Source organism: Pseudomonas sp. 14A (assembly GCF_018132745.1).
Classification (GTDB): Bacteria; Pseudomonadota; Gammaproteobacteria; order Pseudomonadales; family Pseudomonadaceae; genus Aquipseudomonas; species Aquipseudomonas mercuritolerans.
The window spans coordinates 239,196-254,350 of the sequence record NZ_JAGRQJ010000017.1 but is presented as its reverse complement, the minus strand read 5'-3'; the positions used below and the strand labels follow the sequence as shown (position 1 = coordinate 254,350).

19 protein-coding genes are annotated in these 15,155 nt (G+C 61.7%); 13 read left to right on the top strand and 6 right to left on the bottom strand.

Going from position 1 to position 15,155, the window contains the following annotated elements:
• Positions 1 to 140: 140 nt before the first annotated feature.
• Both PS14A_RS22215 and PS14A_RS22210 read right to left on the bottom strand, forming a co-directional pair.
• Positions 141 to 734 carry a DUF2796 domain-containing protein gene (locus PS14A_RS22215; RefSeq protein ID WP_133339259.1) on the bottom strand — a complete coding sequence of 198 codons (594 nt, stop codon included), beginning with the start codon at positions 732 to 734 and terminating at the stop codon, positions 141 to 143.
• Between the two features lie 155 nt (positions 735 to 889).
• The gene (locus PS14A_RS22210; RefSeq protein WP_212617243.1) at positions 890 to 1,456 is read right to left on the bottom strand and encodes a hypothetical protein; all 567 of its coding nucleotides are present in this window, start codon (positions 1,454 to 1,456) and stop codon (positions 890 to 892) included.
• A 128-nt stretch (positions 1,457 to 1,584) separates the two neighbouring features.
• On the opposite strand from PS14A_RS22210, the gene PS14A_RS22205 reads away from it, so the two are divergent.
• Positions 1,585 to 1,944 (top strand): hypothetical protein, encoded by a 360-nt coding sequence (locus PS14A_RS22205; protein ID WP_212617242.1) that lies wholly within the window; start codon positions 1,585 to 1,587, stop codon positions 1,942 to 1,944.
• 126 nt (positions 1,945 to 2,070) lie between these two features.
• Here PS14A_RS22205 and trxA read toward each other — a convergent pair whose 3' ends face one another.
• From trxA to PS14A_RS22190, 3 genes are all read right to left on the bottom strand, one after another.
• Positions 2,071 to 2,943: a thioredoxin gene (gene trxA, locus PS14A_RS22200; RefSeq protein ID WP_212617241.1), complete on the bottom strand. Its 873-nt coding sequence runs from the start codon at positions 2,941 to 2,943 to the stop codon at positions 2,071 to 2,073.
• A gap of 129 nt (positions 2,944 to 3,072) precedes the next feature.
• Positions 3,073 to 3,729: a 50S ribosomal protein L11 methyltransferase gene (locus PS14A_RS22195; RefSeq protein ID WP_212617240.1), complete on the bottom strand. Its 657-nt coding sequence runs from the start codon at positions 3,727 to 3,729 to the stop codon at positions 3,073 to 3,075.
• Entirely contained in the window at positions 3,726 to 4,190 is a 465-nt protein-coding gene (locus tag PS14A_RS22190) for a YbaY family lipoprotein (protein WP_071173724.1), read from the bottom strand. Before PS14A_RS22190 ends, PS14A_RS22195 begins: the two co-directional genes overlap by 4 nt.
• A gap of 128 nt (positions 4,191 to 4,318) precedes the next feature.
• On the opposite strand from PS14A_RS22190, the gene nrdR reads away from it, so the two are divergent.
• The 12 genes from nrdR to PS14A_RS22130 all read left to right on the top strand — a co-directional run bounded on the left by nrdR (position 4,319) and on the right by PS14A_RS22130 (position 13,133).
• On the top strand, positions 4,319 to 4,783 hold the full coding sequence (gene nrdR, locus PS14A_RS22185; RefSeq protein ID WP_007910946.1) for a transcriptional regulator NrdR: 465 nt from the start codon (positions 4,319 to 4,321) through the stop codon (positions 4,781 to 4,783).
• Entirely contained in the window at positions 4,780 to 5,913 is a 1,134-nt protein-coding gene (gene ribD / locus PS14A_RS22180; protein WP_212617239.1) for a bifunctional diaminohydroxyphosphoribosylaminopyrimidine deaminase/5-amino-6-(5-phosphoribosylamino)uracil reductase RibD, read from the top strand. The genes nrdR and ribD overlap by 4 nt, the downstream gene beginning before the upstream one ends.
• 47 nt (positions 5,914 to 5,960) lie before the next feature.
• Entirely contained in the window at positions 5,961 to 6,623 is a 663-nt protein-coding gene (locus PS14A_RS22175) for a riboflavin synthase (RefSeq protein WP_212617238.1), read from the top strand.
• 21 nt (positions 6,624 to 6,644) lie between these two features.
• A complete protein-coding gene (gene ribBA / locus PS14A_RS22170; protein WP_039761895.1) occupies positions 6,645 to 7,736 on the top strand; it encodes a bifunctional 3,4-dihydroxy-2-butanone-4-phosphate synthase/GTP cyclohydrolase II in 1,092 nt (363 codons plus the stop codon).
• A 90-nt stretch (positions 7,737 to 7,826) separates the two neighbouring features.
• Positions 7,827 to 8,303, top strand: a complete 477-nt coding sequence (ribE, locus tag PS14A_RS22165; protein ID WP_003228649.1) for a 6,7-dimethyl-8-ribityllumazine synthase — start codon at positions 7,827 to 7,829, stop codon at positions 8,301 to 8,303.
• Complete coding sequence (gene nusB, locus PS14A_RS22160) at positions 8,300 to 8,800, top strand: transcription antitermination factor NusB (RefSeq protein WP_039761889.1); 501 nt, start codon at positions 8,300 to 8,302, stop codon at positions 8,798 to 8,800. The genes ribE and nusB overlap by 4 nt, the downstream gene beginning before the upstream one ends.
• Positions 8,801 to 8,827: 27 nt before the next feature.
• Entirely contained in the window at positions 8,828 to 9,793 is a 966-nt protein-coding gene (thiL, locus tag PS14A_RS22155; RefSeq protein WP_212617237.1) for a thiamine-phosphate kinase, read from the top strand.
• Complete coding sequence (locus PS14A_RS22150; RefSeq protein WP_039761886.1) at positions 9,790 to 10,293, top strand: phosphatidylglycerophosphatase A; 504 nt, start codon at positions 9,790 to 9,792, stop codon at positions 10,291 to 10,293. Before thiL ends, PS14A_RS22150 begins: the two co-directional genes overlap by 4 nt.
• Before the next feature lie 25 nt (positions 10,294 to 10,318).
• Positions 10,319 to 11,056 carry a transporter substrate-binding domain-containing protein gene (locus PS14A_RS22145; RefSeq protein ID WP_212617236.1) on the top strand — a complete coding sequence of 246 codons (738 nt, stop codon included), beginning with the start codon at positions 10,319 to 10,321 and terminating at the stop codon, positions 11,054 to 11,056.
• A 243-nt stretch (positions 11,057 to 11,299) separates the two neighbouring features.
• Positions 11,300 to 11,917 carry a GTP cyclohydrolase II gene (gene ribA, locus PS14A_RS22140; RefSeq protein ID WP_024014485.1) on the top strand — a complete coding sequence of 206 codons (618 nt, stop codon included), beginning with the start codon at positions 11,300 to 11,302 and terminating at the stop codon, positions 11,915 to 11,917.
• On the top strand, positions 11,914 to 12,333 hold the full coding sequence (locus PS14A_RS22135; protein WP_212617235.1) for an MFS transporter: 420 nt from the start codon (positions 11,914 to 11,916) through the stop codon (positions 12,331 to 12,333). Before ribA ends, PS14A_RS22135 begins: the two co-directional genes overlap by 4 nt.
• Positions 12,333 to 13,133 carry a cobalamin-binding protein gene (locus PS14A_RS22130; protein WP_212617234.1) on the top strand — a complete coding sequence of 267 codons (801 nt, stop codon included), beginning with the start codon at positions 12,333 to 12,335 and terminating at the stop codon, positions 13,131 to 13,133. Before PS14A_RS22135 ends, PS14A_RS22130 begins: the two co-directional genes overlap by 1 nt.
• Before the next feature lie 137 nt (positions 13,134 to 13,270).
• Here PS14A_RS22130 and PS14A_RS22125 read toward each other — a convergent pair whose 3' ends face one another.
• Positions 13,271 to 15,154, bottom strand: a complete 1,884-nt coding sequence (locus tag PS14A_RS22125) for a TonB-dependent receptor (protein ID WP_212617233.1) — start codon at positions 15,152 to 15,154, stop codon at positions 13,271 to 13,273.
• Position 15,155 lies beyond the last annotated feature (1 nt).

Here is a 15,155-nt window from a genome sequence, read left to right as displayed (position 1 = left end):
CGATTTCATGGTTGGACACGGACCCCTGTAGGAGCTGACGAGTGCAACCAGGCTGCGATCTTTTGGTTGTAAAAAAACCAGGATCAAAAGATCGCAGCCTGGTTGCACTCGTCAGCTCCTACAGGGGATCTTCATTCGCTTCAGAATTTCAGCGCAGCCGATTTTGCCGTCACTTCGGTACCTTGCTGGCCGGTCGCGCTGATCAGTTGTACCTGAATCTTCTGCGTCGCCGGGAAGGTCTTGAAGATGTTCGTCAGGTTCAGCGTGTTCAGTGCCCCCGGTGTGGCGCAGCTGAATTGGTAATGCGCATGGATTTCGCTGTGGTCGTGGTGATGCTCGTGACCGTCCTTGTCCGCTTCATCTTCGTCGTGATCGTCGGCGTCCGGTTTGTCGCCGAACAGCGGGCTTTCCAGTTCCTGGCTGACCACCTTGCAACCGGCCGCAGCGGGCAGGCTGAACAGAGCCAATGGTTTTTCCAGCTGCGCACGAGCGGCAGCGACTTTGGCCTTGTCGGCATCGGACGTGGCGGCGTGTTCAAAACCGACCAGATTCATCGCCGGGCTTTCCAGCTCCAGCTCCAGGGTCTGACCATCGAGCGCGGCGTTCAGCCGACCCACGCCATGTTCGTGAGCGCCGAGGCTGCCGTGCTCATGATCATGATCGTGCTCATCAACCGCATGGGCAGCGGCCAGCGGCAACAGGGCAAACGGCAAAGCGAGCAACAGACGACGCATGACGGACTCCGAGAAAAATGAAAAGTTTGTTATGTAATCTTATAACGAAAGTGCGCAGAGTGTGCCCGTGCGCTTGAGATTGCGCAAGACATGGCTAAGCACCGCCCGGGATGAGTTCGCGGGCGGTGCTGGGATTGGATGTCATGCTTGCAGAATCAGAAGCCTGCGCCGGGATAGTCGAACCAATAGTGTCCCGAAAGAACATCGTTGATCAGATTTGCGTCGAGCACGCTCGGGGCATCGCGACTGAAACGCTGTCGCCAAGCCGGAAGCCACCAGTAGTTGATGGCTGTTCCGCGCGGAAGTACCACCACACTCAGCACCTCCTTATCCATTTTGCCCTGCGTGTAGAGTTGATGACTGCGATCCATCAGGGCCATGTACTGGTCGATTGGCAGTCTGAACATAAGTGCCATGGTGAAGATTTTTTCACTCTGACTGAACGCCGGACTCTGCAGTACCCGCAATGCTTCGCAAGTGTGTGAATTCGGTTGACTCGCTATGCTCTGGCCTTCGGGGGATGAAAGTATGTCGAAACGATCATCCATGTCTCGCCAGTCGGTCCGGCTATTGCGCTCAAAGTAATCACGAATAACAAGGGTCAGTGGACCTGCAGTTTCCCCGTCAGCGGGACAAGCCGAAAGATCGGCAGGCAACCAGATGCGCCATGCCACGATGAGCAAGAGTGGGGTCATCAATAGGGCGTAGTAACTTCGTTTCATTACAGGGTGCTGTGAGAAAAAGGACACTGTAGATGAATGCTCGATAACCGCCACACTGGACAACGTCGCTTGGCGTTGCACAAGTCCCGTGGGAGCATGCAGGTCAGAAAAGTGCAGGAGCGAACTCGATGTTGCGGATACGCGGAACGGTCGGCGAGGTGCCGGTGGATTTGACGGTGGAGCTGGATGACAGCGATTGGGCGAGGCTGGGTTCCGCGCTAAGCGGGCAGGCGCCGATTGCGCAGTCTGAGGCAGTGGCGTCGGCCCCGGCGGCGAAGCCGGTGAATCAGGACGATGCGCTGTGGCAGGTGGCCAAAGACTTGCTGCGCAAGGCCGGGCAGCTCAGTGGACCGGATCTGCTCGATCAACTGGAAGCGCTCACCGGCAGTGCGGCAGCGGGCAAGCGTTTGCTGGTGCGTCTGCGCCACAGTTCCGATGTGAAGGTGGCGAGCGGAGGGGATACGCCGCTCTACAGTTGGATCGGGTGAGCCGCTAAAGATCGTCTGATCGCGGCCCGAGCCTTCGGCAGCTCCTGCAGAATCAGTGTTCATCCGCAAAAACCGCGATGAACACGATCCGATGTAGGAGCTGCGGCACGCTGCGATCTTTTGCTCTCAATAAAGCGCAGCGAATACCTTGCGACGATAAGCCGTCACCAACGGATGATCATTGCCCAGCAGTTCGAACACCTGCAGCAAGGTCTTGTGCGGCAAGCCGTCGCCGTAGCTGCGGTTGCGGATGAACAGTTTGAGCAAGGCGTCCAGCGCCGCTTCGTATTGCTGGCGCGCCAGTTGCTGGATCGCCAGTTGGTAAACCGCTTCATCATCCTGCGGATTTTGCGCCAGGCGGCTTTTCAGGTCGGCGGCGTCCGGTAGATCGCGGGCGAGGCCGAGGAACTGGATCTGCGCCTTGGCGCCGGCGAGTGCGGCTTTGTGCTCATCGCTCTTGACCGCGTCGAGCACAGTTTGCGCTTCGCCCAGCTCACCGCGCTCGGTCAGGCAGCGTGCGTAAAGGATCAGCGCCCAGGCGTTGGTATTGTCTTCATTGAGCAGGGTCACCAGCACTGCTTCCGCCTCGGCGAAGTGACCTTCGTCGAACATCGCCTGAGCCTGTTCGAACGGGTCGGCAGCGGCCGGTGGCGGCATCTGCACATGCGGTTCCAGCAGGGCGCGCACGGCGGATTCCGGTTGTGCCCCGGCAAAGCCGTCGACCGGCTGACCGTCCTTGAACAGCACCACGGTCGGCAGGCTGCGAATGCCGAAGCGGGCGACGATGTCCTGCTCGATGTCGCAGTTGACCTTGGCCAGCAGTAACTCGCCCTGATAGCTCTCGGCAATGCCTTGCAGCATCGGCATCAACGCCTTGCACGGCGCACACCATTCGGCCCAGAAATCCACCAGCACCGGTTTGTTGAAGGAGGCTTCGATCACCGACTGGTCGAAATCGGCAGTCGTGGCGTCGAAGATGTACGGCGTTTGCTGACTCATGGGGGATCTCTCTAAGCGTCAATGACCGCACTATAAGGGGTGACGCAAAAGATCGCAGCCTTCGGCAGCTCCTACTTTGGAATGCGTTGCACTGTAGGAGCTGCCGAAGGCTGCGATCTTTTGGCGGCGTCAATCACGCCGCGCATGGTAAAGGCTGACATGCCTGAATTCCTCAGGCTCGGCCAGATCCGGCAAGGTCATCGCTTCGAGCATTTCAATTCGCTCATATAACGGATGACGAAAATCCCGCACCCGCGAATCCGCCACCAGCGCCTCACGGCCGCGACTGAGAAACGCGTCGAGCAGCGGCAAGTTCGCCCGGTCATACAACACGTCGGCGACCAGAATCAGATCGAAGCGATCGGCCTCGGCAAAGAAATCCGTCGAGTAGCTCATCTGCACATCGTTGAGCTCGGCGTTCGCCTTGCACGCGGCGATCGCCAACGGATCGAGATCGCAGGCCACCACTTCCAGCGCTCCGGCCTTGACCGCTGCGATGCCGGCGATCCCGGAACCAGCGCCGAAATCCAGCACGCGCTTGCCGCGCACCCACTCTGGAAACTGTGCCAGATAACGCGCCACGGCCAAGCCGCTGGCCCAGCAAAAACTCCAATAGGGCGGTTCATGCAGGATCCGCTGGGTTTCTTCCTGGCTGAATTCGCGGGCCATGTTGTCGCCATCGATCAACCACAGCTGCAAATCGGTGCCCGGCAACGCGCAGGCTTTCAGTCTGGCGTCGCCGAGCAATTCCCCCAAGGCCTGTTGCAGGTCGAGCGGTGCTGTCATGGCGCTTTGACGAATTGCAGCTGGCCCAAAGCCTGAGTAGTCGGTTGAGTGATGGTCTGCGACGGCAGGTGCAGGATCAGTTGCCCGGACTGGCTCGCCCGACCGCGCAGCTCGACCCGTGCGCCGGCCGGAAACGCCTCGGGGTTGAAGCGTAGGTGAAACGGCAGGATCTGGTTGTTGCCGATCAGGCTGGAACTGGCGAGCAATTGTTGCGGGCGATCCTTTTCATCAATCACCAGCAGCGCCAATTCGACTTCGGCGCCGGTTGGCACGCCTTGTAGGGTGCCGCTCAATTCGCGCTGATGGGCTGGCAGCGGGCCGAGTTCGGCGGCCTCTTTGGCTTTTTTCTGCGCCTGTTGCGGCGCGGGGCCCGGCGTCGGCGGTTGCGGCTTGGGTGCGTCGCTGCCACAGGCCACCAGCAGGCTGAAAAGACTGAGCAGAACGAGCGGACGTAACGGCATTGGAGGCTCCGGCAGAATGAATTCCATGGATCAGACGATCATGCCGTTCTGTATACCGCAAAGCCTATGGCTTGTCTTGCCACGGGGATGCGCTACCATGGCCCTCCCATTTTTTGTTGCCAGCCACCATGCACTGTCCCTTCTGCGGTGCCAACGACACCAAGGTCATCGACTCGCGTCTGGTCGCCGAGGGCGAACAGGTGCGCCGCCGGCGTGAATGCCTGGCCTGCGGCGAACGTTTCACGACGTTCGAGACGGCCGAGCTGGTGTTGCCGCGCCTGATCAAAACCGACGGCAGCCGCCAACCGTTCGACGAAGAAAAACTCCGCGCCGGCATGCAACGCGCGCTGGAGAAACGTCCGGTCAGCGTCGAGCGCCTCGAATCCTCTCTGGTCCATATCAAGCACAAGCTGCGCGCCACCGGCGAACGCGAGGTCAAATCCCTCGTGGTCGGCGAGCTGGTGATGGCCGAGCTGCAAAAGCTTGATGAAGTCGCCTATATCCGTTTTGCCTCGGTGTACAAGCGCTTCCAGGACCTCAATGAATTCCGCGAAGAGATCGACCGCCTCGCCCGCGAACCGGTGAAAGAATGACCACCGCCGCCGAGCAGGCGATCCTCGACGCGCATTTCATGGCCCGCGCGCTGGAACTGGCGCGCAAGGGCCACTACACCACCCATCCCAATCCGCGAGTCGGTTGCGTGGTGGTGCGTGACGGCCACATTGTCGGCGAAGGCTGGCATGAGCGCGCCGGCGAACCCCATGCCGAAGTCCACGCCCTGCGCGCCGCCGGCGAGCAGGCCCGGGGCGCGACGGCGTACGTCACCCTCGAACCTTGCAGCCACCATGGGCGCACGCCGCCGTGTGCCGATGCCTTGGTGACTGCTGGCGTTGCCCGGGTCGTGGCGGCGATGCGTGATCCCAATCCGCAAGTCGCCGGCCGCGGTTTGCAGCGCCTGGCCGAGGCTGGTATTGCCACCGAAAGTGGTGTGCTGGAGGCTGAAGCACGCAAGCTCAATCAAGGTTTTCTGAAACGCATGGAACATGGCTTGCCGTTCGTGCGGGTCAAGTTGGCCATGAGCCTCGACGGGCGCACAGCGATGGAAAGCGGCGAGAGCCAATGGATCACCGGCCCGGCGGCGCGTTCAGCGGTACAGCGTTTGCGCGCTGAGGCGGCTGTGGTGCTGACCGGCGCCGACACGGTGCTGGCCGATGGCGCACGCTTGACCGTACGCGCAGACGAACTCGGTCTGGACAGCGAGCAAACCGCGCTGGCCATGAGTCGCCCGCCATTGCGCGTATTGATCGATGGCCGCCTGCGAGTGCCGCTGGAGGCGCCGTTCTTCAAGGCCGGGCCGGCGCTGGTGGCCACCTGTGTCGCGGTCGAGGAGCAATATGCCAATGGCCCGGAATGCCTGATCGTGCCGGGTGATGACGGCCAGGTCGATCTGCATCAGTTGCTTATCGAACTGGCCAATCGTGGCACCAACGAGGTGCTGGTCGAGGCCGGTCCGCGTCTGGCCGGCGCCTTTGCGCAACTGGGGCTGGTCGACGAATTCGTGATCTTCATTGCCGGCAAGTTCCTCGGCTCCACGGCCCGTCCGCTGCTCGACTGGCCGCTGGCGCAGATGAAAGATGCGCCGGAGCTGAAAATCACTGAAATCCGCGCGGTGGGCGATGACTGGCGAGTCACTGCGATCCCTGTCCCTGCAGCCCGCGTATAATTCCCGGCCATCGCGTTAGCGCTGGCCTCGTTCTCAAGGAGAACCCCATGTTCACCGGCATCATCGAATCCATCGGCAGTATCCGCGCACTGACCCCAAAGGGCGGTGATGTGCGGGTGCACGTCGCAACCGGCAAGCTCGATCTGAGTGACGTCAAACTCGGCGACAGCATCGCGGTCAACGGCGTTTGCCTGACCGCCGTCGAGTTGCCGGGCGACGGCTTTGCCGCCGACGTCAGCCGCGAAACCCTTGATTGCACCGCCATGAATGACTTGAAAAGCGGCAGCCCGGTCAATCTGGAAAAAGCCCTGACCCCGACCACGCGCCTCGGCGGGCATCTGGTCAGCGGACACGTCGACGGCGTCGGTGAAGTGGTATCGCGCAGCGACAATGCCCGCGCCGTGGAATTTCGCATCCGCGCGCCGATAGAACTGGCCAAGTACATCGCCCACAAAGGCTCGATCACCGTCGACGGCACCAGCCTGACCGTGAACGAAGTCGATGGCGCCGAATTCATGCTGACGATCATTCCGCACACCCTCAGCGAAACCATCATGGCTTCATATAAGCCGGGCCGGCGGGTGAATCTGGAAGTCGACCTGCTGGCGCGTTATCTGGAGCGTCTGCTGCTGGGCGACAAGGCCGCCGAGAAGACCGCCGGCAGCACCATCACCGAAAGCTTTCTGGCCCAAAACGGCTACCTCAAATAATTCAAAAGAAGGGGGTGCCTTGTGGCGCTCAATAGCATCGAAGAACTGGTTGAAGACATCCGCCAAGGCAAGATGGTCATCCTCATGGATGACGAAGACCGCGAGAATGAAGGCGATCTGATAATGGCCGCCGAATGCTGCCAAGCCGAACACATCAACTTCATGGCCAAGCACGCCCGTGGCCTGATCTGCATGCCGATGAGCCGCGAGCGCTGCGAACTGTTGAAGCTGCCGCTGATGGCGCCGCGCAACGGTTCCGGTTTCGGCACCAAGTTCACCGTATCGATCGAAGCTGCCGAAGGCGTGACCACCGGCATCTCCGCCGCCGATCGCGCGCGCACCGTGCAAGCGGCTGCCGCCAAAGACGCCAAGGCTGAAGACATCGTCAGCCCGGGCCACATTTTCCCGCTGATGGCCCAGGCTGGCGGCACCCTCGCTCGCGCCGGCCACACCGAAGCTGCTTGCGACCTGGCGCGCATGGCCGGTTTCGAGCCGAGCGGAGTGATCTGTGAAGTGATGAACGACGACGGCACCATGTCCCGTCGCGCTGAACTCGAAGCCTTTGCCGCCGAACACAACATCAAGATCGGCACCATCGCCGACCTGATCCACTACCGAATGATCCACGAACGTACCGTTCAGCGGATTGCCGAGCAGCCGCTGGACAGCGAACTGGGCCAATTCAACCTGGTGACCTATCGTGATTCGGTGGAAGGCGACGTGCACATGGCCCTGACGCTGGGCACTGTCTGCGCTGAAGAACCGACGCTGGTTCGCGTGCACAACATGGACCCGCTGCGCGATCTGCTGATGGTCAAGCAACCGGGCCGCTGGAGCCTGCGCGCCGCCATGGCTGCGGTCGCCGAGGCCGGCAGCGGTGTGGTGCTGCTGCTCGGTCACCCGCTCGATGGCGACGTGCTGCTGGCGCATATCCGTGAAACCGGTGAGCAGGCAGCGCCGAAAAAACCGACCACCTACAGCATTGTCGGTGCCGGTTCGCAGATCCTGCGTGACCTCGGCGTGCGCAAAATGCGCTTGATGTCGGCACCAATGAAATTCAATGCGATATCCGGTTTCGATCTGGAAGTTGTAGAATACGTGCCCTCCGAATAATGACCGGCTGTTTCCGGACTCCGATTCGCGGCAAATAATCACTGAGGGGCGCGTAGCAGACGCGTCCCGGCTCTTTAAGAGAACTGACGAATGACCCTGAAGACCATCGAAGGTACCTTCATCGCCCCCAAAGGCCGCTACGCTCTGGTAGTGGGCCGCTTCAACAGCTTCGTGGTTGAAAGCCTGGTCAGCGGTGCCGTTGATGCCCTGGTTCGCCACGGCGTGAGCGAAAGCGACATCACCATCATCCGCGCCCCGGGCGCCTTCGAAATCCCGCTGGTTGCGCAGAAAGTCGCCCAGAAAGGCGAGTTCGCAGCAATCATCGCCCTCGGCGCGGTCATTCGTGGCGGTACTCCGCACTTCGAATACGTGGCTGGCGAGTGCACCAAAGGCCTGGCCCAGGTCTCCATGGAATTCGGCGTTCCGGTTGCGTTCGGCGTGCTGACCGTCGACTCCATCGAGCAAGCCATCGAACGTTCCGGCACCAAGGCCGGTAACAAAGGTGCCGAAGCTGCCCTGTCCGCTCTGGAAATGGTCAGCCTGCTGGCGCAGTTGGAGGCCAAGTGATTAGCGACGAAAGCGATCGTTTCAACCCGCGCGATCCGAAACCTGCGGATGCCGGCAAGCCCTCGAAAAGCGTCAAGCGTCGCGAAGCCCGTCAGCTCGCGACCCAGGCGCTGTACCAATGGCACATGGCCAAGCAATCGCTGAACGAGATCGAAGCGCAGTTTCGCGTTGATAACGATTTCACCGATGTCGACGGTGCCTACTTCCGCGAAATCCTTCACGGGGTTCCGCAGTTCAAGACCGAAATCGACACTGCCCTGACGCCTTGCCTGGATCTGGCGATCGAAGAGCTGGACCCGGTTGAGCTGGCGGTTCTGCGCCTGTCGACCTGGGAACTGCTCAAGCGCGTCGACGTGCCTTACCGCGTTGTGATCAACGAAGGTATCGAGCTGGCCAAGGTGTTTGGTTCGACCGACGGCCACAAGTTCGTTAACGGCGTGCTCGACAAGCTGGCCCCGCGCCTGCGTGAAGCTGAAGTGAAGGCGTTCAAGCGCTGATCGGCGCTTGAATACTTTTTCTCGGCCATGGGCGAGTTTGAGCTGATCCGCAATTTCTTCGCCGCCGCGCCTTGTGCGCAGGGCGGCGAAGGCGTTGATTTGGGGATCGGCGACGACTGCGCCTTGCTGGCGGTTCCCGCTGGGGAACAGCTGGCGGTTTCTACCGATACGCTGGTGGCCGGTGTGCATTTCGCCGACCCCTGCGATCCGTTTCTGCTCGGCCAGCGCTCGCTGGCCGTCGCGGTCAGTGACCTGGCCGCCATGGGCGCCGCGCCCGTTGCCTTCACCCTTGCCCTGACCTTGCCGACGGTAACTGCCGATTGGCTGCAAGCCTATGCCCGGGGTTTGAACCGCATGGCGCAAAGCTGCGGCGTCGCGCTGGTCGGCGGCGATACCACGCGCGGGCCGTTGAGCCTGACGGTCACCGTGTTCGGCCGCGTACCCGCTGGCCAGGCCTTGACCCGCAGCGGGGCGCAGGCCGGTGATCTGCTCTGCGTCGGCGGCGAACTGGGCAATGCCGCCGGCGCCTTGCCGCTGGTATTGGCCCAACGTGATGCCGAAGCGCATATCGCCCAGCCGCTGCTCGAGCATTACTGGTCGCCGCAGCCGCAACTGGCCCTCGGTCAGGCCCTGCGCGGCAAGGCTACGGCGGCGCTGGATATCTCCGACGGCCTGCTCGCCGATTGCGGGCATATCGCGCTGGCATCGAAGGTGCGACTTGAGATTGAACGCGAGCGCGTACCGTTGTCGGATGCATTAGTCGCGTTTCTCGGTCAGCGCGGTGCCGAGCGCGCGGCATTGAGCGGTGGTGATGACTACGTACTGGCCTTCACCTTGCCGTCCGCCGAGTTGCCGGCACTGCTGGCCGACGGCTGGCCGATCCATGTGATCGGGCGCGTGCTGCCGGGCCAGGGCGTGCTGCTGCTGGACCGCGACGGGCGCGACATCACTCCGCAGATTCGCGGCTACCAACATTTTCAGGAGACACCGTGACAGATCACCCGAAACAGGTTCCTGCCGAATTCGTGCCTCCTTCGGTCTGGCGCAATCCGTGGCATTTCCTCGCGTTCGGCTTCGGCTCCGGCACCTTGCCAAAAGCGCCGGGCACGTGGGGCTCGCTGGTGGCGCTGCCGTTCATTCCGCTGTGGCAGATGCTGCCCGACTGGGGCTACTGGCTGATGCTTGGCATCACCATGCTGTTCGGCTTCTGGCTGTGCGGCAAAGTCGCTGACGATTTGCGCGTGCACGACCACGAAGGCATCGTCTGGGACGAAATGGTCGGCATGTGGATCACCCTGTGGCTGGTGCCGGAAGGCTGGTACTGGTTGCTCGCGGGTTTTCTGGTGTTCCGCTTCTTCGATATTCTCAAGCCGTGGCCGATCCGCTGGATCGACAAGCATGTGCATGGCGGCGTCGGCATCATGCTCGACGACGTGCTGGCCGGTGTGTTCGCCTGGCTGGCGATGCAAGGGCTGGTCTGGGTATTCGCCTGATTAGACGCACGTGAGGAAACACGCAATGCTGCGACGCGGGTTGGCGCTGCTGCTTCTGGCTCTGCTGGGCACGTTCGCCCATGCGCAGGCCGCCGTGCCTGTGCCTGCGGTGATCCATCTGGCCAGCGAAGACTGGCAAGACTACACCGCCGCCGATGGCCACGGCCTGGCCTGGGACGTGTTGCGCAAAGTCTTCGAGCCGGCCGGGGTCAAGCTGGATATCCGCACGGTGCCGTATACCCGTTCGATCGGGCTGGTGCAGTTGAAGGAAGTCGACGCGCTGGTCGGCTCCTACCGCGACGAGGCCGAGCGCGTGCTGTACCCGCAGTGGAAATTCGACTCCGATCACATCTACGCGCTGGGCTTGGCGAGCAGCCCGCCGCCGACACAGGCGACGCTGGGCAAATACCGCTTGGCCTGGGTGCGCGGCTACCGCTACGAAAACTATCTGCCGAACATCAAGCGCTTCAACCAGATCGAACGGCGCACCGGCATTCTGCTGATGCTCAAGCAGGGGCGGGCGGATTACTACATCGATGCGCTGACCGAAATTGAAGCCGTCGTGCGCGACGCGGCGGATCCGGCGCAGTACCGTTATTCGCATCTGGCCGAACTGCCGCTTTTTCTCGGTTTCGCCGATACCCCGCAGGCCCGCGCGCTTATGGCGCTGTATGACCGGCGCATGGCGGAACTGGTCAAGAGCGGGGAGTTGAAGCCGATCTTCGAGAAGTGGCAGCAGCCGTATCCGTTCAACCCGAACTGAAGCCCAACACAAATCCCTGTAGGAGCTGACGAGTGCAACGAGGCTGCGATCTTTTGATCTGCTGCTTGTAGATCAAGATCAAAAGATCGCAGCCTCGTTGCACTCGACAGCTCCTACAGGGAGCGGGAGTGTCATCAAACTTTTTGATCGTTATACCCGATAATTCAGCCTAAGCGTCTGTAGGAACCTGCTGTTACAATGCCCGCCTGCGAATTTTCAGTCTTCTAGATCAGGAGCACATCGGTGCCTGTCGTCTTCGTCGCCGCTTCCAAGCTGCCAACGCCTTTTGCGCAATTCACCATGCACGGCTTTCTCGATGAGAGCACCGGGCGTGAGCACGTCGTGCTGAGCCTCGGTGAAATTGCCGATGGCGCCCCGGTACTCGGGCGTCTGCACTCCGAATGCCTGACCGGCGATGCCTTGTTCAGCCAGCGTTGCGACTGCGGCTCGCAACTGGAAGCGGCGTTGCAGGCGATCGCCCGCGAAGGCCGTGGCGTGCTGCTGTATCTGCGTCAGGAAGGTCGCGGCATCGGGCTGCTGAACAAGATCCGCGCCTATGAATTGCAGGACGGCGGCGCCGATACCGTGGAAGCCAACGAGCGTCTGGGCTTTGCTGCCGATCAGCGCGACTACGCCATGTGCCTGCCAATGCTCGAGCATTTGGGCGTGAAATCCCTGCGCCTGATGACCAACAATCCGCGCAAGGTCAAAGCGCTGACCGACATGGGCATTGTCGTCGCCGAGCGCGTGCCGCTGCACACCGGGCACAATCCGCACAACAAACTCTACCTGGCGACCAAGGCCAGCAAGCTCGATCACATGATGGGCAACGAGCATCAGGGCGAGGTTGACCGCGCGTGACCCGCGGCCAGGTGCGGCGGCGGTTGGCGGTGGCCTGGTGGCAATACCTGGCGTTGGCGCTGTTGCCGCTGTTCATGCTCAACGCGCTGTTCGGTGAAGGCCAAGGCCTGTTGCCAGTGCTGGCGATGCCTTTGTTCATCGCCGGCGTCGCCTCGATGTTTGTCAGCCTGAAGTATTTCGCCCGCTACAAACACGCCCTGATCGCTACGCAAAAAGCCCTCGATAGCGCCGAAGAACCCGCTGCCTGGATTGCCCTCGCGGCGCGTCGGCGTGCGGCGTTGCTGGTGGCGTCTTTGCCGGCCTGGATTGGCGCACTGGCGGTATTCGTTGGCCTCGAAGCCGTGCCATTGATGCTGCTGGCGCTGTCCACCGCCGTGCTGTTCTACCTCTACCGTATTCCGCGTCAACTCGGCTGATGCGTCGCCTGTGGCTGGCGGTTCTGCTGCTCGGCCTGAGCAGCCCGGCGCTGGCCGCACTGCGGGTGGTCAGCCTCGCCCCCTCGCTGTCTGAAATCGTCGTTGAGCTGGATTCCGCCGACCTGCTGGTCGGCGTGCTGGATGCGGGCGAGCGGCCGGCGGCGATTGCCGATGTTCCATCAGTGGGCCGCTACGGCCAGCTCGACATGGAGCGCTTGCTCAGCCTGAAACCGGATTTGCTGCTGCTCTGGCCCGGCAGCGTCGGCGCCGGGCAGCGTGATCAGCTCAAGCGCCTGAACATTCCCACGTTTGTCGCCGATCCGCACACATTGGCGCAACTCGCCGCGCAGATCGAAGCCATTGCCGAACAGCTCGGGCGTCCTGAACGCGGGGCGCAACGAGCGGCCGAATTGCGTAAACAACTGGATGACCTTCGTCAGCGTTATCGTCGTGATGTGCCGCTGCGGGTGTTTTATCAAGTCTGGGACAAGCCGCTTTACACCGTGGGGGGCGGGCAGATCATCAGCGATGCGCTTGAGGTGTGCGGCGCGCGCAATGTCTTCGCCGAGCTGAATCTGCCGGCACCGCAGGTGAGTATCGAGGCAGTGCTACAGCGAGATCCAGAGGTGATTTTCGCCGGTGATCAGGCCCAGCTAGGGGCGTGGAAGGCTTGGCCGCAGGTAGCGGCGGTCAGGCAGGGGAGACTGCTATTGGTCAGTGACAAAGGTCTGGAAAGGCCCAGTGGTCAGATGATCAGTGCGACCGCCAAACTCTGCCAATTGATCGCGCCGGATCGGTAGACCGCATCGCCTGTATTCGCGAGCAGGCTCGCTCCCACACTGGATTTGCGTTGAAAACAAACTGTGTGGCCGCACTCAGTCTACTGTGGGAGCGAGCCTGCTCGCGAAGAGGCCTGCCAACCAACACAAATCTCAGTTCAGAGTTCAGGAGTCCAGGTCACCCCAAACATCCACGCCCGACCTTCCTCACGATAGCCATACTGCGCGCCGTCATAGCTGTAGTTCGCCCGGCTGTAACCCTTGTCCAGCAGGTTATCCACCTTCAGATCCAGCTTGATCTCACGGTTCACCGCCCAACTGCTGCGCAGCCCGAGCGTGCCGTAGCCGCCCAGCGACTGGGTGTTGTTCAAATCATCGTAACTGCCGCTGACCAACTGCCAACTGGCGCCGAGTCCCAAGCGATCAAACTGCCGATCCACATCCCAACTGGCCGTGCGCCGCGCCCGTCGCGCCAGCGTATGCCCGGTATCGCGATCACGTGGGTCAATGATCGCCACGCCAAGATTGCTCTGCCAGCCAAACAGCTCCTGCTTCAACGCTGCTTCAAAACCGTTGATCCGCGCTGACGCAACGTTCTGCGGGCGGGAGTTGCTGCCGAAGATGATCGCGTCTTCCAGGTCGGTACGGTAAATCGAGGCTTCCAGCCGCGCGCTGTCGCTCAACTGGCTGCGCCATTGCAGTTCGTAGCTTTTCGAGGTTTCCGGTTTCAGATCCGAGTTGCTATAGCTTGGGTAGTACAGGTCGTTGAAGGTCGGCGCACGGAACCCTTCGCTGTAGCTCAGCAGCACGTCGTTGTCCGGGTTCAGCGGCAGGGTGAAAGTGCCGCTCCAGGTGTTCTGGCTGCCGAACTGCTGGTTGTCGTCATGACGCAGGCCGATCTCGGTGGAGAAACTGTCGGCCTGATAGCGATGCTGGATGAACGCTGCGCGATTCCAGCGGCTGTCCTCGTCAAACGCGGTGCTGCTGTTGACCCGGTCTTCGTACCAGTCGCCGCCGAGGATCAGGCTGTTGCGCGCGTCCAGCGTCAGGTCGTTCTGCCAGTTCACCGAGTCGCGATAGGTGTTGAACACCGTGCGCTCGTCGCTGAGCTTGTCGAAGGTTTTTTCGCGGTTTTCGCTGTGGCCGAATTCGACGCGGGTTTTCCAGGTTTCGTTGACCCGCGCATCGACATAACTGCTGATGCTGCTGACATTGAAATCACTGTATGGCTGCTGTTGCACCGACTCGAAAGTGTCCATGTCGAAGCGGCCGAACGGGTTGTCGAATTCGCTCCTGCCACGGTTATCCAGCAGATTGGCGCCGACTTCGACGTCATCGGTCAGCGCGTGGCTGAGGCTCAGGCTCAGGGATTTGTTGCGGTAGGCGTCATGGTCGCTGTCGCTTGGATACGACTCGTGGGTGCGGTCGATCCCGGCCGTTTCGTCGAGGCTGGCGCCGAGGTTGAAGCGGGTTTTCTCGTCGCCGCCGGATAAGCCGAGGCTGCGTTCCCAGGTCTGCTGACTGCCGAAGCCCAGATGCAGGCGTGGCTGCAAGCCTTGCTCGGTGCCGCGTCGAGTGAAGATCTGGATCACCCCGCCAATCGCGTCGCTGCCGTAAATCACCGAGCGTGAACCGCGCAGCACTTCGACGCGCTCGATCTGCTCGATGTTCAGATGTTGCAGGTTGCTGTCGCCGGAAGTCGAGTTACCGATGCGCTGGCCATCGACCAGCACCAGGCTCTGCGCCGATTGCGTGCCGCGAATGTAGATCCCCGGCAGACTGCCGCGCCCGCCAGTCTGCGCCACTTGCACGCCGGGCACGCGCCGCAGCAGATCGGGCACGTCGCTTGGTTGCAGGCGATCGATGTCTTCGCGGGTGAACACGGTGTTGGCGGCGCTGCTGTCGTTGCGCGCCTCGACCTGACGATTGGCGCTGATCAGCGTGTCCGGCAGCTTCAGCGCCTGATCGCGTTCGAATGTATCGGCAAGGGCGCTGGCGGTTGGCAGCAGGAGGAAGGGCAGGGCGAGGCGGGAGAGGTTCATG